Origin of the sequence: Amycolatopsis pittospori, from assembly GCF_013870525.1 — a bacterium.
Classification (GTDB): Bacteria; Actinomycetota; Actinomycetes; order Mycobacteriales; family Pseudonocardiaceae; genus Amycolatopsis; species Amycolatopsis pittospori.
In genome coordinates this window covers 21,350-39,412 of sequence record NZ_JACBXD010000014.1, presented here as the reverse complement: position 1 = coordinate 39,412, position 18,063 = coordinate 21,350, and the positions used below count along the sequence as shown (strand labels likewise).

The 18,063-nt window shown below is 69.0% G+C and carries 21 protein-coding genes; 6 read left to right on the top strand and 15 right to left on the bottom strand.

The genetic code is table 11. The annotated features are described in order from the left end of the window. Nucleotides 1-31: 31 nt before the first annotated feature. From tatA to H5J31_RS39830, 5 genes are read right to left on the bottom strand one after another with little or no spacing between them, the layout of a single operon-like run. Nucleotides 32-370, bottom strand: coding sequence for a Sec-independent protein translocase subunit TatA (gene tatA / locus H5J31_RS10540; protein WP_181772319.1), 339 nt, complete (start codon nt 368-370; stop codon nt 32-34). 37 nt (nt 371-407) lie between these two features. Beyond that, a complete protein-coding gene (locus tag H5J31_RS10535) occupies nt 408-617 on the bottom strand; it encodes a bacteriophage holin (protein ID WP_181772318.1) in 210 nt (69 codons plus the stop codon). Between the two features lie 9 nt (nt 618-626). Beyond that, nucleotides 627-1,604, bottom strand: a complete 978-nt coding sequence (locus H5J31_RS10530; RefSeq protein ID WP_181772317.1) for a helix-turn-helix transcriptional regulator — start codon at nt 1,602-1,604, stop codon at nt 627-629. Beyond that, on the bottom strand, nt 1,601-2,581 hold the full coding sequence (locus tag H5J31_RS10525) for a helix-turn-helix transcriptional regulator (RefSeq protein WP_181772316.1): 981 nt from the start codon (nt 2,579-2,581) through the stop codon (nt 1,601-1,603). Before H5J31_RS10525 ends, H5J31_RS10530 begins: the two co-directional genes overlap by 4 nt. 9 nt (nt 2,582-2,590) lie before the next feature. Then, nucleotides 2,591-3,022 (bottom strand): winged helix-turn-helix transcriptional regulator, encoded by a 432-nt coding sequence (locus tag H5J31_RS39830; RefSeq protein WP_181772315.1) that lies wholly within the window; start codon nt 3,020-3,022, stop codon nt 2,591-2,593. A 104-nt stretch (nt 3,023-3,126) separates the two neighbouring features. Here H5J31_RS39830 and H5J31_RS10515 point away from each other — a divergent pair, with 104 nt between their 5' ends. The 3 genes from H5J31_RS10515 to H5J31_RS10505 are packed head-to-tail and all read left to right on the top strand — an operon-like array spanning nt 3,127 to nt 5,250. Then, a complete protein-coding gene (locus tag H5J31_RS10515; protein ID WP_181772314.1) occupies nt 3,127-4,062 on the top strand; it encodes an NADP-dependent oxidoreductase in 936 nt (311 codons plus the stop codon). Between the two features lie 37 nt (nt 4,063-4,099). Further along, the gene (locus H5J31_RS10510) at nt 4,100-4,555 is read left to right on the top strand and encodes an SRPBCC family protein (protein ID WP_181772313.1); all 456 of its coding nucleotides are present in this window, start codon (nt 4,100-4,102) and stop codon (nt 4,553-4,555) included. Further along, on the top strand, nt 4,552-5,250 hold the full coding sequence (locus tag H5J31_RS10505; RefSeq protein ID WP_181772312.1) for an SDR family oxidoreductase: 699 nt from the start codon (nt 4,552-4,554) through the stop codon (nt 5,248-5,250). Before H5J31_RS10510 ends, H5J31_RS10505 begins: the two co-directional genes overlap by 4 nt. Here H5J31_RS10505 and H5J31_RS10500 read toward each other — a convergent pair. From H5J31_RS10500 to pafA, 4 genes are all read right to left on the bottom strand, one after another. After that, nucleotides 5,247-6,125, bottom strand: a complete 879-nt coding sequence (locus tag H5J31_RS10500) for a TIGR03620 family F420-dependent LLM class oxidoreductase (protein WP_181772311.1) — start codon at nt 6,123-6,125, stop codon at nt 5,247-5,249. The genes H5J31_RS10505 and H5J31_RS10500 overlap by 4 nt on opposite strands. Nucleotides 6,126-6,196: 71 nt before the next feature. Further along, nucleotides 6,197-6,538: an ArsR/SmtB family transcription factor gene (locus H5J31_RS10495; protein ID WP_181772310.1), complete on the bottom strand. Its 342-nt coding sequence runs from the start codon at nt 6,536-6,538 to the stop codon at nt 6,197-6,199. A 151-nt stretch (nt 6,539-6,689) separates the two neighbouring features. Next, the gene (locus H5J31_RS10490) at nt 6,690-7,736 is read right to left on the bottom strand and encodes a WD40/YVTN/BNR-like repeat-containing protein (protein WP_181772309.1); all 1,047 of its coding nucleotides are present in this window, start codon (nt 7,734-7,736) and stop codon (nt 6,690-6,692) included. A gap of 82 nt (nt 7,737-7,818) precedes the next feature. Then, complete coding sequence (gene pafA, locus H5J31_RS10485) at nt 7,819-9,177, bottom strand: Pup--protein ligase (protein WP_181772308.1); 1,359 nt, start codon at nt 9,175-9,177, stop codon at nt 7,819-7,821. Between the two features lie 147 nt (nt 9,178-9,324). On the opposite strand from pafA, the gene H5J31_RS10480 reads away from it, so the two are divergent. Beyond that, nucleotides 9,325-10,803, top strand: a complete 1,479-nt coding sequence (locus H5J31_RS10480) for a bifunctional phosphatase PAP2/diacylglycerol kinase family protein (protein WP_181772307.1) — start codon at nt 9,325-9,327, stop codon at nt 10,801-10,803. On the opposite strand, the gene H5J31_RS10475 is transcribed toward H5J31_RS10480, so the two are convergent. Beyond that, complete coding sequence (locus tag H5J31_RS10475; RefSeq protein WP_181772306.1) at nt 10,800-11,774, bottom strand: ArsR/SmtB family transcription factor; 975 nt, start codon at nt 11,772-11,774, stop codon at nt 10,800-10,802. The two genes, H5J31_RS10480 and H5J31_RS10475, sit on opposite strands and share 4 nt — an antisense overlap. 284 nt (nt 11,775-12,058) lie before the next feature. Between H5J31_RS10475 and H5J31_RS10470 the strand changes: the two genes are divergently transcribed. Continuing rightward, nucleotides 12,059-12,697, top strand: a complete 639-nt coding sequence (locus H5J31_RS10470) for an RICIN domain-containing protein (RefSeq protein ID WP_181772305.1) — start codon at nt 12,059-12,061, stop codon at nt 12,695-12,697. A 648-nt stretch (nt 12,698-13,345) separates the two neighbouring features. Here H5J31_RS10470 and prcA read toward each other — a convergent pair. From prcA to dop, 4 genes are all read right to left on the bottom strand, one after another. Next, nucleotides 13,346-14,107, bottom strand: coding sequence for a proteasome subunit alpha (gene prcA / locus H5J31_RS10465; RefSeq protein ID WP_181772304.1), 762 nt, complete (start codon nt 14,105-14,107; stop codon nt 13,346-13,348). A 51-nt stretch (nt 14,108-14,158) separates the two neighbouring features. Then, complete coding sequence (gene prcB, locus H5J31_RS10460) at nt 14,159-14,995, bottom strand: proteasome subunit beta (RefSeq protein ID WP_181772303.1); 837 nt, start codon at nt 14,993-14,995, stop codon at nt 14,159-14,161. Nucleotides 14,996-15,069: 74 nt separating this feature from the next. Beyond that, entirely contained in the window at nt 15,070-15,264 is a 195-nt protein-coding gene (locus tag H5J31_RS10455; protein ID WP_005150863.1) for a ubiquitin-like protein Pup, read from the bottom strand. A 97-nt stretch (nt 15,265-15,361) separates the two neighbouring features. Further along, nucleotides 15,362-16,864: a depupylase/deamidase Dop gene (gene dop / locus H5J31_RS10450; protein WP_181772302.1), complete on the bottom strand. Its 1,503-nt coding sequence runs from the start codon at nt 16,862-16,864 to the stop codon at nt 15,362-15,364. A gap of 43 nt (nt 16,865-16,907) precedes the next feature. On the opposite strand from dop, the gene H5J31_RS10445 reads away from it, so the two are divergent. Then, nucleotides 16,908-17,426, top strand: a complete 519-nt coding sequence (locus tag H5J31_RS10445) for an NUDIX hydrolase (protein WP_181772301.1) — start codon at nt 16,908-16,910, stop codon at nt 17,424-17,426. Here the strand turns inward: H5J31_RS10445 and H5J31_RS10440 are convergent. Then, nucleotides 17,423-18,025 carry a hypothetical protein gene (locus H5J31_RS10440; RefSeq protein ID WP_181772300.1) on the bottom strand — a complete coding sequence of 201 codons (603 nt, stop codon included), beginning with the start codon at nt 18,023-18,025 and terminating at the stop codon, nt 17,423-17,425. The two genes, H5J31_RS10445 and H5J31_RS10440, sit on opposite strands and share 4 nt — an antisense overlap. Nucleotides 18,026-18,063 lie beyond the last annotated feature (38 nt).

Genomic DNA, 18,063 nt, shown 5'->3' with positions numbered 1-18,063 from the left:
AGCTGTCTAGAAGCTGCTTGCCACGAACCGGTCAGCTGGCGTTCTTCTGCGCCTGCTCGGCCGGAGCGGGCGTGGCGGCCTGCTGCTTCTTGAGCTCGTCGAGCTGGCGCTGGAGGTCGGCGACCTGCTTGTCCTGCGCGGACGAGGTGGCGGGCGCGGCAGGCGTGGTGGCCTGCGGCAGCTGCTTCGTCTCGACCTCTTCGGTCTCCGCGGCCTTGTCCTTGTCTCCGGCCATGTCCTTGGTCTCGGCCTTGAAGATCTTCATGGACTTGCCGATGGACCGCGCGGCGTCCGGAAGCCTCTTGGCGCCGAACAGCAGAACAACGACGAGCACCAGGATGATGATGTGCCACGGCTGCAGCGCGTTCATCGTTTGCGGCCTCCTTCTCGAGTCTCTAGGTGTGATGTTACCGGTCTTCGAGCCCACGTCGTTGCGCGATCGCCACGCGGAGCGCGGCGGACCGAGCGCGAAGGAGCCCTGTCCGTTTTCGGGTGTTCGTAGCCACCATGCTCATCGTATGGGTGAGCACGCGCAAGACTCCGCGTAACTTGATTAGCAGAACAAAGAGAGCGATCAGCCCCGCGACGGCGAGCGCGATGCTCGGGAGGTACGACACGGCGTCACCCTACTGCTCGCAGGTTGACGCAAGGTGACGAGCCCGAGCCAGCGCGTCGGACGCCCGGCGACGAACCGCCTCCCCGAGCGCGGCGGGGCTCTCGACCTGCGCGTCTCCGCCGAGACCGAGGATCAGCCGGACCATCCACGACTCGTCCGCGTACCGCATCCGGATGCTCAGACGGCCGCCGTCGAGTTCGTCGAGTTCCTCGCAGGGGTAGTACTCGGCCACCCAGCGTGCGTCCGGATCGAGAACGAGGACGGCTTCCTGCTGATCGGGACGCGGCCGGAAGACGCCGTCGGAGATGTCGGTCGGCCGGGCGTGCGCGGGCGGCACGGCCGGCTCGTCGAGCACGGTGAGTTCGTCGATGCGGTCGAGCCGGAACAACCGCACGTCCTCGGCGCGACGGCACCACGCTTCGAGGTAGCCGACGGCCTGGACGATGAGCAGCCGCATCGGATCCACGGTGCGTTCGGTGATCTCGTCCTTGGACGCGGTGTAGTACCGGATCCGCAAGGCGCGCTTCGCGGTGAGCGCGGCTCGGACGGCTTCACGGGTCCTGGCGGTCTTCTTGCCTTCGCGGACTCCCCCGCCGACGACCACACCGGACGGCTGAGCCTGGCCGGCGGCGGCTTCGATCTTCGCGATCGCGCGACGGACCGCGTCGGCGTCGAGCACGCCCGGCGTCTCGGCCAGCGCGCGGAGGGCGACGAGCATGGCCGTCGCCTCGCCGCCGGTGAGCCGCAGTGGGCGGTTCATACCGGCGTCGTGGGTGACGACGATCGTGTCGCCTTCGAAGGACAGGTCGATCAGGTCACCCGGGCCGTAGCCGGGCAGCCCGCACATCCAGAGCAGTTCGAGGTCCTTGCGGAGCTGCTTGGGCGTGACGTCGAAGTCGTGGGCGGCGTCGGTGATCTTGATACCGGGCCGGGCGAGCAGATACGGCACGAGGGCGAGCAGGCGCGGCATCCGTCCGGTGGCGCTCATCGGGCACCACCGGAGTGCGCGATGGCTTCGAGGCGACTGAAGACGGACTTCGCGAGGACCTCGGGTTCGAGGACCAGGACGTCCGGGCCGTGGGCGGTGAGCCAATCCGCGGCCGATTCCGGGTAATACAGCTCGATCTCCACGAGGTCGCCTTCTTCTCCCCCGGCGTCGCTTCGGCCGACGACGCGACCGCGGCGGCGAACCCCGGCGGCACGGCCGTCGGCCACCCAGACGCTGGCGGTGGTGGCAGCGGACGGGTCCTCACTGCTGCTGGCCGAGACCATCTGCAGGAGATTGACCCCTTCCGGACGCTCGACGACGCCGGGTTTTCCGACGGGCTCGACCTTCCCGGTGACGCGGGAAAGGCGGAAACATCGAGACGCGCCACGGTCCCTGTCATGTCCGACGACGTACCAGCGGGCGCGCCAGGACACGACGCCCCACGGTTCGAGGGTGCGGATCTTACGTTCGGCCGAGCCGCTGCGCCGGTATTCGAACCGCACGGCCTGCCCGGCCTGGACGGCGGCGAGCAGCGGACCGAACGCCGATTCCGCGCGGACACGGGGTTCGACGACGGTCGGGGCGTGGTCGTCGACCTCGACCCCGGCGGCGCGGAGTTTCACCAGCGCGCCCTGTGCTTCCCCGGTCAGTTCCGGCGAGTCCCACAACCGGACGGCGAGACCGACCGCGGTCGCCTCGTCGGGCGCGAGATCGATCTCGCCGAGTTCGTAGTCGCGGCGCGCGATGCGGTAGCCGTCGATCCCGTCGAAGGCGGAGTTGCGGCCGGTCTCCAGCGGGATGCCGAGTTCGCGCAGTTCGGTCTTGTCGCGCTCGAACATGCGGAAGTAGGCCTCGTCGCTGGCCGCGTCGGCATACCCGGGCACGATGCCCCGGATCCGCTCGGCGGTGAGGTACTGCCGGGTGGACAGGAGGGCCAGGACCAGGTTGACCAATCGTTCGGCGCGTGCGGTGGACACCCGGTAACCCTAGCCCTCGCCGTCCGCCCCGATGGTGAGTGCCGCTGATCGCGCGTCGTAACCGGCCCTGGCGGCGTCGACCTCGTCGAAATGCGTCTCCGCCCAGTCCTTGATCCCGGCCACCAGCCGCAAGAGACTCCGGCCGAGATCGGTGAGTTCGTAGTCGACGCGGACCGGTACACACGGCGTGACGGTGCGGGTCAGCAGACCGTCCCGTTCCAGGGCTCGCAACGTCTGCGTGAGCATCTTCTGGCTGACGCCCGCGATCCGGCGGGACAGGTCGCTGTAGCGCTGGGGCCCGTCGCCGAGCGCGACGAGGATGAGGCTGACCCATTTGCCCGAGACCTCGTCGAGCAGCTTCCGGGCGGGACAGGCCGCGAGATAGGCGTCGTAGGCCCGTTTCTCCTCGTCCCGCCGTTCCTGTGCCGTGCGCGTGACCACGGTTCGCCGTACCTCCGCGTGGGTTGGGCACCTCCAGGTGCGTACTTCCCGATGGAGAGTAACTCCCCCTACGTTCGCGGGGAACGGAACCTTGGAGGGAAACGATGCGCGCAGTGGTGGTCCGCCGGTTCGGCGGTCCGGAGGTCTTGGAGTTCGCTGAAGTCCCGGTGACCGAGCCGGGCCGCGGCCAGGTGCGGGTGAAGGTGGCGGCGGCCGGGGTGAACCCGGTCGACGCCGCCACCCGGTCGGGATTCCTGACCGAGGCCGGGATCGTCCCGCCGAGGGAAGCGGTCGGGATCGGCTGGGACGTGGCCGGGATCGTGGACACGGTGGGCGACGGCGTCACCGGCTTCGTGCCCGGCGACGCCGTGATCGGCCTGCGGGACCGGCCGGCGACCGCGCTCGGCACTTACGCCGAGTACGTCGTGCTCGACGCGCACGCGATCGCGAGTGCGTCCACAGTGTCCTTGCCGGAGGCCGCGACGTTGCCGTTGAACGGCCTCACCGCGGTCCAGGCATTGGATCTGGTCGACCTTCCGCCGGGAGCGACGGTGCTCGTGACCGGCGCGGCGGGCGCTGTCGGCGGGTACGCGGTCTCGTTGGCCCACGCCAAGGGTTTCCGGGTGGTCGCGGTCGCCGGCGAGTCCGATGAGGACGTCGTCCGCGGTTTCGGCGCCGACGTCTTCCTGCCCCGCGGCGACTTCCTGGCCGACCGTGTACGGGCGGAGATCCCCGGCGGCGTGGACGCGGCGCTCGACACGGCACTGCTCGGCCTCGACGCCCTGGACGCGGTTCGGGCCCAGGGCCGCTTCGTGGTGTTCGCGGCCGGCGCGGCGCCGATCCCCTTGCGCGGGATCCGCGTCGAGCACGTGTGGATCCGCGCGGACGGCGCCGCCTTGGCCGGACTCGTGAAGCTGGTCGACGACGGCGTGCTCGCCTTACGCGTGGCGGACACTCTCCCACTGGAGGAGGCCACGAAGGCGCACAAGCGGCTGGCGGCGGGCGGTCTCCGGGGACGGCTCGTCCTGACTAACGAATAAGTTGACGCTTAATTAAGTCTGCGGTTATCTTCGCACCATGGACAGCGAAGAGACCCTGATCGAACTCCGGCGCGAGTACCCGGACCCGATCGACGACGTCTGGTCGGCGCTCACCGAGTCCGACCGCACGGCCCGCTGGATCGGCACGTGGACGGGTGAGCCCGGCGTCGGCAACACGATCATGCTCTTGATGACCGCGGAGGAGGGTTCCGAACCGGCGCCCGGCGTCATCCGCGAATGCGATCCGCCGAAACGGCTGGTCATGGATCTGGAGAACCCCAGCGAGCCGACCACCTGGCGGGTGGAGCTCACCCTGACGCCACAGGGGTCGGGAACGGTGCTCGACTTCGTGCACCGGATGCCCAAGCCCGACTGGGACACCTCGGACATCGCCAAGGGCTGGCATTTCTACCTCGACCGGCTCGGCGCGGCGCTCAGCGATGAACCGGTCCCGGAGTGGGACGGCTACACACCGCCTAGCTTGGAGGCATGAACGATCGAGTACTGCTGATCACCGGCGCCTCCCGCGGGCTCGGCGAGGCCACCGCCCGCCGGGCCGCGGCCGCCGGCTACCGCCTGGCGTTGCTCTCCCGCGACCGCGAATCGCTGCTCCCCCTCGTTTCCGAGTTCGGCGAGGATCGCGCCCTCGCGCTCGCGGTGGACGTGACCGACTGGGGTTCGCTGTCCTCCGCCGTCGGGACGGTGAAGAAGACCTTCGGACGACTGGACGCCGTGTTCGCCAACGCGGGACAGAGCGTCGTGGTCTCGTTCTTCGGCGACGGCGGGGCCGAACCCGAGCAGTGGCGGGACATGGTGCTGACCAACGTGTACGGGACCGCGCTCACCGCACGCGCCACCTTGCCGTCGCTGGCGGAGTCGAAGGGGCATCTCGTGCTGACCGGCTCGGTGGCCGGGCGCTATCACCGGCCCGGCAACCTCTACTCGGCGACGAAATGGGCGGTGACCGGTCTCGCCGGCTCCATCCGCGAGGAGGCCGTCGGCACCGGCGTCCGGGTCACCGTGGTGCAGCCGGGCCTGGTCGACACCTCGATGATCCCCGAGGACTCGAAGTCCAAGCCGAAGCTCGAACCCGACGACATCGCGAGGGCGGTGCTCTACGCGCTGGAGCAGCCGCCCTCGGTCGACGTCAACGAGATCGTGGTCCGGCCGACCGGTCAGCTCCGCTAGCGGATCGCGGCAGACCGGGGCAGCAGCGCTTCGACCAGCCGCCGCCAGTGCGGCATGGCCGACCGGCCGGGTTCGACGCCGATCACCTGGATCCCGACATGGTCGGCGCCGGCGTCGAGATGGCCGTGCAGTTTCGCCGTGATCGTGTCGATGTCGCCCCAGAACACGAGATCGTCGACGAGCCGGTCGCTGCCGCGGCCGCCGTCGATGTCGGCCTCCGTGTAGCCGAGCCGCAGGAACTTGGCGACGTTGTACTTCGACGTGAGGTACGCGTGGAGATGCTCGCGGGCGGTCTCGCGCGCCTTGGCGGCGTCCGTTTCGAACAGCACCGCGTGCTCGACGCCGAGGAACGCCTTGTCCCCCAGCGTTTCTCTCGCCTGGGCGGTATGCGACACGGTCACGTGATAGGTGTGCGCCCCCTCGGACCGGTCGCGGGCGAGTTCGAGCATCTTCGGTCCGTACGCCGCGAGCAGCCGCCTCATCGGTGCGACGGGCAACGGATTGGCGCTGGTGACCGTGTCGAGTTCGTCGAGATAGTCGTTCATCGCCCGCAACGGCTTGACGCCGGATCGCGCGCCGCCGAACCCGAGCCCGAGGACATGCCGGCCCGGATACGCGTCGGCCAGCAAGAGCGCCGCCCCGCGAGTCCAGCGCGCCCCACGGGAGCCGATCCGCGCGATCCCGTTGACGACGGCGATGCGCTCGGTGGCCGAGAGCAGGAAGCCGGCGTGGGTCAGCGCCTCACGACCGTCCCGTTCCGGGATCCAGATCGCCGGCCAGCCGAGCTCTTCCAGTTCCCGGACCGAATCCCGCAGCATGCCCGCCGGCTGCTCCTCGAAGTCGAACGTCCAGACTCCGAACCGCCCCAGTTCCATTCGTTTCTCCTCGCTTCGAGTCCAACATATCGAAGTATCGCAGATTCTCGATATGTTATTCCCGGGGAGGCTCAGATCGAACGTCCCAGCAGGTCGACGAGCTGCGCGATCCGCTGCTCGTCACGCCGGTAGTGGGTCCACTTCCCCACCCGCGTGGACTTCACCAGCCCGGCGCGCTGCAGCAACGCCATGTACGCGGACACCGTCGATTGCGCGAGCCCCAGCTTCTCCTGGAGGTGGCTCACGCAGACGCCGACCTCGTTCTGATCGGCGATCGCCTTCTCCGGCGAGAAGTGCCGGTCCGGCTCGCGCAGCCACCCCAGTACCTGCAACCGGACCGGATTGGCGAGCGCCTTCAATACTTCGACCAGATACTCGGTGGTGTCCGGTGCGGCTTCGGCGTTTGCGGTCATGGTCTTTCGAGCTTAAACCGGCTCTGGGGACTCGACAGCAACAGTGCGCTGTCCGCCAGGGGACGACGTTGCGAAAGTGGCTTTCGCACCACCCTTCGTGGACCTAGGCGTCCCAGGACGAGCCACCGACCACAGCACGTTCACCTTCCGCTCAAGCAACCCCGCCGAGCCGGGCGGCCCTGCCCTTCGCGCCGCTCGCCCAGCACGCGCCACGGGCACAGTCGACCGAGTCCAGCGAGCCGGTGTCGAACGCCTCCCAGTGCCGTCCGCCGTCCGGGCTCAGATCGCTCCCGCCGGGTCCGACGGCGATGATCGTGTTGCCCAGCCACGCCAGGCCGGACCGGTAGCCGACAGGTGCTTCCGACGGCGTCCGCCAGGTCCGCCCCTTGTCCGCGCTGAGCGCGACCGCCGGGCCGGGCGCGTTCGGGGCCGCGTAATCCCCGCCGATGGCGACGCCGTGGCGCGGATCCCGGAACGTCACCGAGAAGACGCCGGCCGAGGCGCCGCTGGGCAGCGGAGTGTCGGCGGCTTCCCAGGTCTTCCCGCCGTCGCCGGAGTGCAGGACACGGGCGCGGGCCCCGCCGCCCGTCGCGATCCACGCGTCACGCGGACCGGACGTGGTCAGGCACTGGCCGCTCGCGGCGAACCCGAACTCGCCCTCCAGCGCGGGGACCATGCCGTCGGCGGGCACGGGCTTCCAGCTGCGGCCGCCGTCCGAAGTGGACTGCAACCGGAACTTGCCGTCGACCGGGTCGCTCATCGCGAGGCCGCGGTGGCGGTCGAAGAAGGCGACGCAGTCGTAGAACGCGGCCGGATCACTGTTCCGGAAGGACAGTCGCCAGCTCTTGCCGCCGTCGTCCGTGCGGTAGATGCGGGAGGCTTCGCCGGGCCCGATGGACAGGGCGACGGCGTGATCGGCGTCGAAGGCCTCGATGTCGCGGAAGTCGAGGTCCGCGGTGTCCGGCGGGGCGACGGATTTCCAGGTCCGACCGCGGTCGGTGGTACGCAGGATCGTGCCCTTGCTGCCACTGACCCAGGCTGTGCGGGAGTCTACCGCGGACAGTCCGCGCAACTGGGCGTCCGTACCGGTCGGGGTCTCCGTCCAGGCGGGGTCGGGACATTCGGGCGCGGCGTGCGCCACCCCGGTGAGCGCCAGCGGGACGACCGCTCCCAGCACGACCAGCAACGCACGGCGCATCGGCGTACCTCTCCCTCGAAGATCCGTGAAGGCCACCCTAGGGGACCTAGAGTCCCGCGGGATGGCCTTCACGGAGCAACTTTCAGAGCGAGGAGATGAGCCGTTCGACGCGTTCGTCCACCGAACGGAACGGGTCCTTGCACAGCACGGTCCGCTGCGCCTGGTCGTTCAGCTTCAGGTGCACCCAGTCGACGGTGAAGTCGCGGCCCGCGGCCTGCGCTGCGGCGATGAAGTCACCGCGTAGCTTCGCCCGCGTCGTCTGCGGCGGGGTGTCCTTGGCGACCTCGATCTCGCCGTCGTCGGTCACCCGGCGGACCAGCCCCTTGCGCTGCAGCAGGTCGAAGATGCCGCGGCCACGCCGGATGTCGTGGTAGGCCAGGTCGAGCTGCGCGATCCGCGGGCTCGACAGGTCGAGGTCGTGCTTGGCGCGGTAGCGCTCGACCAGCCGGTGCTTGATCGCCCAGTCGATCTCGGTGTCGATCTTACTGAAGTCCTGCTGCTCGACGGCCTCCAGCGCCCGGCCCCACAGCTCGACGACGCGCTCGGACTGCGGCGACGAACCGGTCTCCTTGACGTGCTGGACGGCGCGGGCGTGGTACTCGCGCTGGATGTCCAGCGCGGACGCCTCACGACCGCCGGCGAGCCGCACCTGGCGACGGCCGGTGAGGTCGTGGCTGATCTCGCGGATCGCCCTTATCGGGTTGTCCAGCGTGAAGTCGCGGAACTGCACGCCCGCTTCGATCATCTCCAGCACCAGGTTCGCCGAGCCGACCTTCAGCAGGGTCGTCGGCTCGGCCATGTTCGAGTCGCCGACGATCACGTGCAGGCGCCGGTAACGCTCGGCGTCGGCGTGCGGCTCGTCGCGGGTGTTGATGATCGGGCGCGAACGGGTCGTCGCGCTGGAGACGCCTTCCCAGATGTGTTCCGCTCGCTGGGACAGGCAGTACACGGCGCCACGCGGCGTCTGCAGCACCTTGCCCGCGCCGCAGATCAGCTGCCTGGTCACCAGGAACGGCAACAGCACGTCCGCGATCCGGGAGAACTCCCCGGCGCGGGTCACCAGGTAGTTCTCGTGACAGCCGTACGAGTTGCCCGCCGAGTCGGTGTTGTTCTTGAAGAGGAAGATGTCCCCGCCGATGCCCTCGTCCGCCAGGCGGCGCTCGGCGTCCACCAGGAGGTCCTCGAGGATCCGCTCCCCCGCCTTGTCATGCGTGACGAGCTGCACCAGGTCGTCGCATTCCGCCGTCGCGTATTCGGGGTGGGAACCCACGTCGAGGTAGAGCCGCGAGCCGTTCGACAGGAAGACGTTCGACGAACGTCCCCAGGACACGACACGCCGAAACAGGTAACGCGCCACTTCGTCCGGGGAGAGCCTGCGTTGCCCATGAAAGGTGCACGTGACCCCGAACTCGGTCTCGATGCCAAAGATCCGCCGCTGCATCCCACCAGAGTAGGCGGTGAGGCCCCCTTGACGGTGCGCCGTTCGGGCGTCGACACGCGGTCGGTACGTTGCGTTCGGTGAAAGGTGTGCGGAGAGTCCCGATCGGGTATCACGCACATGACATCCCGACCCGGAAGCGGTGGAACCGTGTTAAAGCAGCTCAAGCGCCCTTTCCGCAAGGTCGGGCGGACCGACCGGCGACTGATGGCGAAGAGCGCGGCGCTGCCGAGGACCAGGGCCGACGACGTGATCACTTCGCTCTCCAAAAGTGCGGATAAATCGAAGCTCTGGTGGTGTGTCGCGATCCTGCTCGCGACCAAGAAGGGCCCGACGCGCCGAGGCGCGCTACGAGGCGTGGCCGCCATCGCCGGCGCGAGCGCCGCCGCGAACCTGATCGGCAAACCGCTGTTCCCCCGACGTCGTCCCGCGGCCGAAGAAGTGCCGATGCACCGGCGCCTCGTCCGGCGTCCGACGTCCTCGTCGTTCCCATCCGGACACTCGGCGTCGGCGGCCGCCTTCGTCACGGCCGTCGCGATGGAATCGCCCAAGGCGGGCGCCGCGCTCGTGCCGCTGGCCGCCGCCGTCGCGTACTCCCGTGTCCACACCGGCGTCCACTGGCCCAGTGACGTCGGCGTGGGGATCAGCATCGGCGTCGGCGCGGGCCTGCTCACCAGGCACTGGTGGCCGCTGAACCCCGACGTTCCCGGCCGCACCGCGCACACCGCCGAAGCGCCCGAAATGCGCGATGGCGAGGACATGCTCGTCCTGGTCAACCCGCACTCGGGGATCGACGGCCAGGACCCGACCGAAGAGGCCCGCTTCGCCTGGCCCAAGGCCACCATCCTGTACCCGGACTCGAAGCGGGACCTGCGCGAACAGCTCGTCGACGAGATCACCGCCCGCGGCGGCACCGTGCGCGCGCTCGGCGTCGCAGGCGGGGACGGGACGGTCGCCGCGGTGGCCTCCGTCGCGGCCGACCACGACCTGCCGCTCGCGCTCATCCCGGCCGGCACGCTCAACCACTTCGCGCGCGACGTCGGCATGCGTTCGATGCCCGACGCCGACGCGGCGACCGAGGCGGGCAACGCGGTCGGCGTCGACCTCGGCGAGGTCGAGATCAACGACGACGATGACCACCGTTACTTCGTCAACACCGCCAGCCTCGGCGGCTATCCCGAAATGGTGCGGGTGCGGGAAAAGCTGCAGAAGCGGCACCCGAAGTGGCCGTCCGCGGCGATCGCGCTGGCCCGAACGCTTCGGCGCGCGAAGCCCCTCGAAGTGACCCTGAACGGCAAGCACACCAGCATCTGGCTGCTGTTCGTCGGCAACGGCACCTACGCGCCCAAGGGATTCGCGCCCTCGCACCGTCCGGCGCTCGACACCGGCCTCCTCGACGTCCGCTACCTGCGCGCCGACCTGCCGTACTCGCGGGCCCGGTTCATCCTGGCCACGATCACGAACAGCCTCAACGCGAGTCACGTCTACCAGGAGATCGACGTCCCCGAACTGCACGTCAGGCTGCTCAACGGCAACCGCCGCGTCGCCACCGACGGCGAGGTCGGCCCGCTCGGCAACGACTTCCGCTTCCGGTCGCGGCCCAGCGCGCTCACCATCTACCGGAACTAGCCGCCGAGCAGGGCGCTACCCAGCGGCGTCAGCGAGTGCAGCACGGCGTTGCGGTCGCGTTCGGTGGTGATCAGCCCCGCGCGCCGCAGCACCGTGGCGTGTTTGCTGACCGCCGACGGGGTCACTCCGAGCCGCGCGGCCAGTTCCGACGTGCTGCACCCGACGGCGAGGACCGCCAGCGCCGCCGCCCGGGTCGGCCCGAGCAGGTCGGCCAGCGCGGTGTCCGGCGATCTTCGCACGTCACGGCCGTACCCGGTGGAGGGCGCGGCCTGCCGCACCGACGGGTACAGCAGCCTGACCGGCGCCTCGCCCGAGGGCGGGACGATCACCGGGCATACGGCGAAGTACGTCGGCGAGACCACGAGTCCCGTGCCGCCCGCACCGCAGGATCCGACGCTCCCGTCCCCCACCTCCAGCACCGGGGACGACCAGCGCACCATCGGCCGCAGGCTCGTCAGCACCGCGTCCACCCCGTCGTGCAGCAACAGTTGCGCCCGCATCCCCCGGTCGGCGTCCACCTGCGCCCGCGCCGGCTCCCATCCTGGCGCCAGCGCGAGTTCGAAGTAGTCCTGCATCAGCTGGATCAGCTTCGGCAGGCCCGCCGTGTCACCGTCCGCCAGGTTCGCCGCCCAAGCGGGCAGATCGCGGTTCACCGGGGCGTCCCGCAGCGCGGACTTCAGGCAGACCGAATCGGTCCGGCCGATCGTCGCGAACCCCGCCTCCAAACCGTTTTCGTCCCTCTCCGGCACGAGGAACGCCGGGATGGGCGTGGACGGACGGCACAGCCACAACAGCACCGAGGCCGACTCGGCCAGCCCGGGCCACACCCGGTGCCGCCATCGGTTGAACAACGCCGAACCGGCGTCTCGCCGCTGCAGGATCTGCAGACTGGAGGCCAGCTCGGCCAAGGGATCGGCTTCGGGCGCGAGCCGGACGCGCGTCAGATCCTGCAACGTCAGCTCGATACGCACGGGGACCTCGCCTTGGTCGGAGTCGTCGCCGTGTGATCGCGTACCGGTCCATTCCGTTACAGGGCTGATCTGCCTTATTGCCGCTCCCGGAAATCTCCTCGACGGCCGTGGTTCAGACCTGAATGATGTTCATGGAAGGTCCGCTTCTCGGGGGTTTACGCGGATCCTTCACGAGGGGGAATCACCGGCAGGGCCCAAGAGGCCGCGCTTCGTCGCGGCCCGACGACTCCTGCGACCCTCCCCTGGAACCACTGGGAGAAAACGCTTTCCACAAAGGGGAAGAAATGACGAAAATGAAGCGCCTGGCGGGAATCATCGCCGCCGCGGCCGGTGTCCTGACGCTCGCCACCGCGCCCGCGGCCACCGCGGCCCCGCAGCCCACCGGCGACGGGTTCAAGACGGTCACCGTGCACGGCATGAAGCTCATCCCGGTCAAGCGCACCTCGACCGGCGCGCGCACGCAGGCCAACGGCGTGGCCGACGCGGACATGTACCTCATCCCGTCCGGGCTGAACTCGAACAAGTGCTGGGACGCCGACCTGGGCACCATCAACCGCAACGGCACCAAGATGCAGCTGTGGGACTGCAACTTCGACGCGGACCACCAGGCGTTCTACATCACGGACAACCCCGAGGGCTTCTCGCGCTTCCAGAACGTGGCCAGCGGCCGCTACCTGGACGCCGACCTCAACAGCATCAACAACAACGGCACCATCGTCCAGCTGTGGGACTACATCCCCGGTGCCAAGAACCAGTGGTGGGGCGGCGCCACCAACCCCGAGGGCTACGTCCGGTTCCAGAACCCCAGCGGCGGCCGGTACCTGACCGCCGAGGGCAACTCGGCCAGCAACGGCACGCGGCTCCAGCTGTGGAGCTTCATCGCCGGTGGCCGCAGCCAGTGGTGGGGCACCGGTCCCGCCTGACCCTGAGTCGTGAGTGTTTCGGGTCGTTCTAACCGTCCTCACCACTCACGAGCCCCTTGACCGGCTACGGCGCGGCGCCCTGGCCACCCGCGCTGCTGGTGCACGTTGACGACCCATAAGTCCGTGAAGGCCTCCTTGCCTACTTTCAGGGTAGGGAAGGAGGCCTTCACGGACCGGACCCACGACCCACCGCAGCCAGAACCCAGTGGGTACCTGAGACCCGGTTGGCCCTAGCGACCCAAAACACTCACGACCAAGCCGGGCCGGGTCGGTGCTTTCGCGTGACTGAGTGGACGGCACATGTGATCAGCCGGACGACGCCCGTGATCAGACGGACGACACTCGGTGACGTCCATCCAGTCACGCGTGCCGTCCGTCCAGTCACGCGTGCCGTCCGTCCAGTCACGCGTGCCGTCCGTCCAGTCACGTGTGACGTCCGTCCAGTCACGTGTGACGTCCGTCCGGCCACGCCAACCAGCCTGACCCTGAGTCGTGAGTGTTTCGGGTCGTTCTAACGACCCAAAACACTCACGACACCGCACCGAACGCTCCGGCGACTTTCTCCTCGGCGCCGTTCGGTGTCCCTTGTGTACGTACGTGAAGGCCCCCTTCCCGCACTGGGGAAGGGGGCCTTCACGATGAAAAGCGTCAGTCCTTCTTGGAGTCGCCTTCGGGCTTGTCGCCTTCGACTTCGTCCTTCTCGGGTTCCTCCGGCTCGGCCGGCAGCAGCGAGTCCAGCGCCGCCCCGGTGACCCGCCGGAACTTACGGCCGCGCCGCTCCCGCTCCAGGACGGCGACCTCGAGCTTCACCGGGTCCGAGTCGCCGTTCGCGGGCGTCGGGGTGTTGTCGCGCAACGCCTTCACCGCGACGCCGAGAGCCGCACCCAGTTCCAGGTCCGCCTCATAGCTTTCCTTCAGCTTAGTGGTGAGCGTGTCGGCCTGCCCGCCCATCACGACGAACTTCGGCTCGTCGAAGATCGAACCGTCGTAGGTCAACCGGTAAAGCTGGTCTTCGGCGGCGGTCGCGCCGACCTCGGCGACGCAGATCTCCACCTCGAACGGCTTCAGCTGCTCGGTGAAGATGCTGCCCAGCGACGCGGCGTAGGCGTTCGCGAGCGCACGCGCGCTGACGTCCCGCCGGTCGTACTGGTAGCCCTTCAGGTCCGCGTGCCGGATCCCGGCGACCCGCAGGTTCTCGAACTCGCTGTAGCGGCCCACGGCCGCGAAACCGATCCGGTCGTAGATCTCCGACACCTTGTGCAACGTCGCCGAGGGGTTCTCGGCCACGAACAGCACGCCACCGCGGTACTTGAGCACGACCACGCTCCGGCCACGCGCGATGCCCTTGCGCGCGATCTCGGAACGCTCCCGCATCAGCTGCTCGGGAGAGGCGTACAACGGCATCGTCACTGTGGTGCTCCGCTCTTTCTGGCTCTCATCGGAAAGGGATCAGGGAGACGGCTAGCGCCCGCGCTCGGCACGTGCGGCGACGATCGCCTCGGCCACCGCGGTCGTCTGCTCCTGCGGCAACGCCACCGCACCCTGCTCCGCGGTGATCGTCACGATCGTCGGGAAGATCCGGCGCACCAGATCCGGTCCGCCGGTCGCCGTGTCGTCGTCCGCCGCGTCGTACAGCGCCTCGACCGCCACCCGGATCGCGGCGTCGACGTCCCCGTCCGGATCGTGCAGCTTCTTCAGCGAGCCCTTCGCGAACAGCGAACCCGAACCGATGGCGTGGTAGCCGGCGTTCTCCTCGTATCGTCCGCCCGTCGGGTCGTACGACACGATCCGGCCCGCGTGCTTCGCGTCTTCCGCGTCGAGGTCGTAGCCGACGAACAGCGGCAGCACGGCCAGCCCGGCCATCGCCATCTCCAGGTTGGCCTTCACCAGCCCGGCGAGTTTGTTCGTCTTACCGTCGAGCGAGAGCGAAACACCCTCGATCTTCTCGTAGTGCGCCAGTTCGACCGCGTACAGCCGCACCATCTCGATGGCCAGCCCGGCCGAACCCGCGATGCCCACCGCCGAGTACTCGTCGGTGACGTGCACCTTCTCCATGTCCCGCGAAGCGATCAGGTTGCCCGACGTCGCCCGCCGGTCACCCGCGATCAGCACACCGCCGGCGAACTTGACCGCGACGATCGTCGTACCGTGCGGCACGTCGAGCCCGGCCGCCCCGGCCGCGACGCGCCGCTCCGGGAGCAGCTCAGGGGCCTGCGCCCGGAGGAAGTCCGCGAACGACGAGGTCCCCGACGTGAAGTAAGCGTCGGGCAGCGCCGACTTACCCGAGGTGTGTTCCATACGTGCTCAAAGTTCCCATCTGTGTGATCCGCCGGCTCTGCGCGAGCGGCCGCATCCGGCCGCCGGAAGACGAACTACTCGCCGCCCTTTTGCACGTACGCGCGGACGAAGTCCTCGGCGTTCTCCTCGAGCACGTCGTCGATCTCGTCGAGGATCGTGTCGACGTCCTCACCGAGCTTCTCGCGTCGCTCCTGGCCCGCCGGACCGCCGCCCTCGAACTCTTCGTCCGAGTCGCCTCCGCCGTGCTTTTCGATCTTTTCCTGAGCCATCTCGCCTCCCGGTGTGGCCGATGTTTCCTAGCCTACCCAGCGGTCCCGACATTCCGTGGGATCCGTGATCGCTTAACCCTGAGGAAAGGAATTCCCGCTAGTCCGAACCGGTGAGCGCTTCCACCAGTTCCTCGGCGGTCGCGGAGTCGTCCAGCAACTTCCCCACGTGGGCCTTAGTGCCCCGCAACGGCTCCAACGTCGGGATCCGCACCAGCGATTCCCTGCCGACGTCGAAGATGACCGAATCCCACGACGCCGCGGCGATGGAGTTGGCGTACTTCTCCAGCGTGCGGCCCCGGAAATAGGCCCTGGTGTCCGAAGGCGGCGTCGTGACCGCCTCCAGCACCTCCTCCTCGGTCACCAGGCGTTTCATCGAGCCCCTGGTGACGAGCCTGTTGTACAGGCCCTTGTCCAACCGGACATCCGAGTACTGCAGGTCGACCAGCCGCAACCGCGGCGCGCCCCAGGCCAGCTGGTCCCGCGCGCGGTAGCCCTCGAGCAACCGCAGCTTCGCCGGCCAGTCCAGCCTGTCCGCGCATTCCTGGGGGTCCCGCGCCAGCGCGTCCAGGATCTCGCCCCAGACCCGCAGGACCTCCTTGGACGCTTCGTCAGCACCGGTGCGCTCCAGATTCGCCGACGCGATCTCGTGGTAGGCGAACTGCAGGTCCAGCCCGGTGTACTTCCGACCGTTCGCCAGCGACACCTTCGCCTTGAGCGTCGGGTCGTGGCTGATCTGGTGCACCGCGCGCACCGGCTCGTCGAGCTTCAGGTCGTCGAACCGGATACCCGCCTCGATCAGGTCCAGCACCAAGGCGGTCGTGCCGACCTTGAGGTACGTCGAGTACTCGGCCAGGTTCGCGTCGCCGATGATGACGTGCAGGCGGCGGTACTTGTCCGCGTCGGCGTGCGGCTCGTCGCGGGTGTTGATGATCCCGCGCTTGAGCGTCGTCTCCAGGCCGACCTCGACCTCGATGTAGTCCGAACGCTGCGAGAGCTGGAAACCGGCTTCCTCGCTCTGCTGACCGACACCGACCCGGCCGGAACCGGTCATCACCTGGCGCGACGCGAAGAACGGCGTCAGCCCGGCGATCACCGCGGTGAACGGCGTCGACCGCTGCATCAGGTAGTTCTCGTGCGTGCCGTAGCTCGCGCCCTTGCCGTCGACGTTGTTCTTGTAGAGCTGCAACGGCGGCTGGCCGGGGACGGTGGCGGCCTTGCGAGCCGCCTCCTCCATCACCCGTTCGCCCGCCTTGTCCCAGATGACCGCGTCGCGCGCGTTCGTCACCTCGGGCGCCGAATACTCAGGGTGGGCGTGGTCGACGTACAGCCGGGCGCCGTTCGTCAGGATCACGTTCGCCGCGCCGAGGTCCTCGACGTCCGGGTCGTGCCCCGGGCCGCTCGGCCCGGTCAGGTCGAAACCACGGGCGTCGCGCAACGGCGACTCCACCTCGTAGTCCCATCGCGCCCGCCTGGCCCGCGGGATGTCCGCCGCGGCCGCGTAGGCGAGCACGACCTGGGTCGAGGTGAGTACCGGGTTCGCCGTCGCGTCGCCCGGCACCGCGATGCCGTACTCGACTTCGGTTCCCATGATCCGCCGCATACCCACCACCCTACGGGGTCGGAGCCGTGCGACGATGCCCCCCATGTCAGGCAGTGACGAACTCGTTGCGCTCTATGACCTCGGCGGAACCGTCGTGGGGGCGGCCACCCGCGCCCGGGTCCGGGCCGAAGGGCTGTGGCACGCGGCGGGCGTGGTCTTGGTCCGTTCGGGTGACGGAAACTCCGTCTACGTGCACCTGCGCACCCCCACGAAGGACGTCTATCCCTCCACTTGGGACTGCTGGGCGGGCGGTGTCGTCGCGGCGGGCGAGACCCCGGAGGAGTGCGCGCGCCGTGAACTGGTTGAAGAACTGGGCGTTCACGGAGTGGAACTGCGGCCGCTTTTCACCCATGTCTATGACGAAGGCACGATCCGCTGCCACAACTTCGCCTTCGAGGCACGCTGGGACGGCCCTTTCGTCCACCAGCCGTCCGAAGTGGTCGAAGGACGGTGGCTGACACTGGAGGAACTGCGTTCCTGGCTCGACGATCCGGAGAGCTCGTTCGTGCCGGACGGACGCCTGGGCGCGCTGGAGTGGTTCCGGCGGGAAGCGGCCCGTTAGGCCGAACGCAGACGCTGCGCCACGATCGGCAGCAGCCGCTTCGCCGCGTCGGTCGCCCGAGCCTCGGTCCCGGCGGTCACGCTGAGCGCGGAGACGAGCTTCCCCTTGGCGAGCAACACCGTGCACGTCGTGCCGTCGCACCAAGCACGCTGCTTCTCGATGCCGGATTGCTTCGTGAGCGTGAGTTTCTTGCCCTCACAGTCCGCCTGGGCGACGTCGGCCGCGTCCCGGTCGGTGTATTCGGTGACCTGGTGCTCCAGGGTCGAGCCGCTCGGGTACGTCCACGTCGCCGAACGGCTCGTGCCGCGGGTGAGACCGGTCAGACAGCCGGACACCTTGCTCTCGCCCGGAACGACCTCTTCCTCCACGACGTCCTCGTCGGTCAGCAACGCCGCGGAGACGGCGGCCGGGACCGGAGCCGGGGTCGACGTCTGCGGCACCGGCGCGGCCTGCGGCTTCACCGAAGGCTGCGCGGGTTCGACCGTGGGTGTCGGGGTGGGGTCGTCGTAATAGGTGTCGAGGTCGTTGGGCCGGTCGGCGCATCCCGACAAACCGAACAGCGCGACCGTCGCCACCGCGAGCACCTGCCGATGACGCACCCTCAAGCCTCCCCGGTGTCCCGCCAGACGTTTGCCGC

Coding starts and splice junctions, on each gene's coding strand:
- tatA (WP_181772319.1), bottom strand. CDS start 370: ATGAACGCGCTGCAGCCGTGGCACATCATCATCCTGGTGCTCGTCGTT.
- H5J31_RS10530 (WP_181772317.1), bottom strand. CDS start 1,604: ATGAGCGCCACCGGACGGATGCCGCGCCTGCTCGCCCTCGTGCCGTAT.
- H5J31_RS10515 (WP_181772314.1), top strand. CDS start 3,127: ATGCGCGCAGTGGTGGTCCGCCGGTTCGGCGGTCCGGAGGTCTTGGAG.
- H5J31_RS10510 (WP_181772313.1), top strand. CDS start 4,100: ATGGACAGCGAAGAGACCCTGATCGAACTCCGGCGCGAGTACCCGGAC.
- H5J31_RS10505 (WP_181772312.1), top strand. CDS start 4,552: ATGAACGATCGAGTACTGCTGATCACCGGCGCCTCCCGCGGGCTCGGC.
- H5J31_RS10500 (WP_181772311.1), bottom strand. CDS start 6,125: ATGGAACTGGGGCGGTTCGGAGTCTGGACGTTCGACTTCGAGGAGCAG.
- H5J31_RS10495 (WP_181772310.1), bottom strand. CDS start 6,538: ATGACCGCAAACGCCGAAGCCGCACCGGACACCACCGAGTATCTGGTC.
- H5J31_RS10490 (WP_181772309.1), bottom strand. CDS start 7,736: ATGCGCCGTGCGTTGCTGGTCGTGCTGGGAGCGGTCGTCCCGCTGGCG.
- pafA (WP_181772308.1), bottom strand. CDS start 9,177: ATGCAGCGGCGGATCTTTGGCATCGAGACCGAGTTCGGGGTCACGTGC.
- H5J31_RS10470 (WP_181772305.1), top strand. CDS start 12,059: ATGACGAAAATGAAGCGCCTGGCGGGAATCATCGCCGCCGCGGCCGGT.
- prcB (WP_181772303.1), bottom strand. CDS start 14,995: ATGGAACACACCTCGGGTAAGTCGGCGCTGCCCGACGCTTACTTCACG.
- H5J31_RS10455 (WP_005150863.1), bottom strand. CDS start 15,264: ATGGCTCAGGAAAAGATCGAAAAGCACGGCGGAGGCGACTCGGACGAA.
- dop (WP_181772302.1), bottom strand. CDS start 16,864: ATGCGGCGGATCATGGGAACCGAAGTCGAGTACGGCATCGCGGTGCCG.
- H5J31_RS10445 (WP_181772301.1), top strand. CDS start 16,908: ATGTCAGGCAGTGACGAACTCGTTGCGCTCTATGACCTCGGCGGAACC.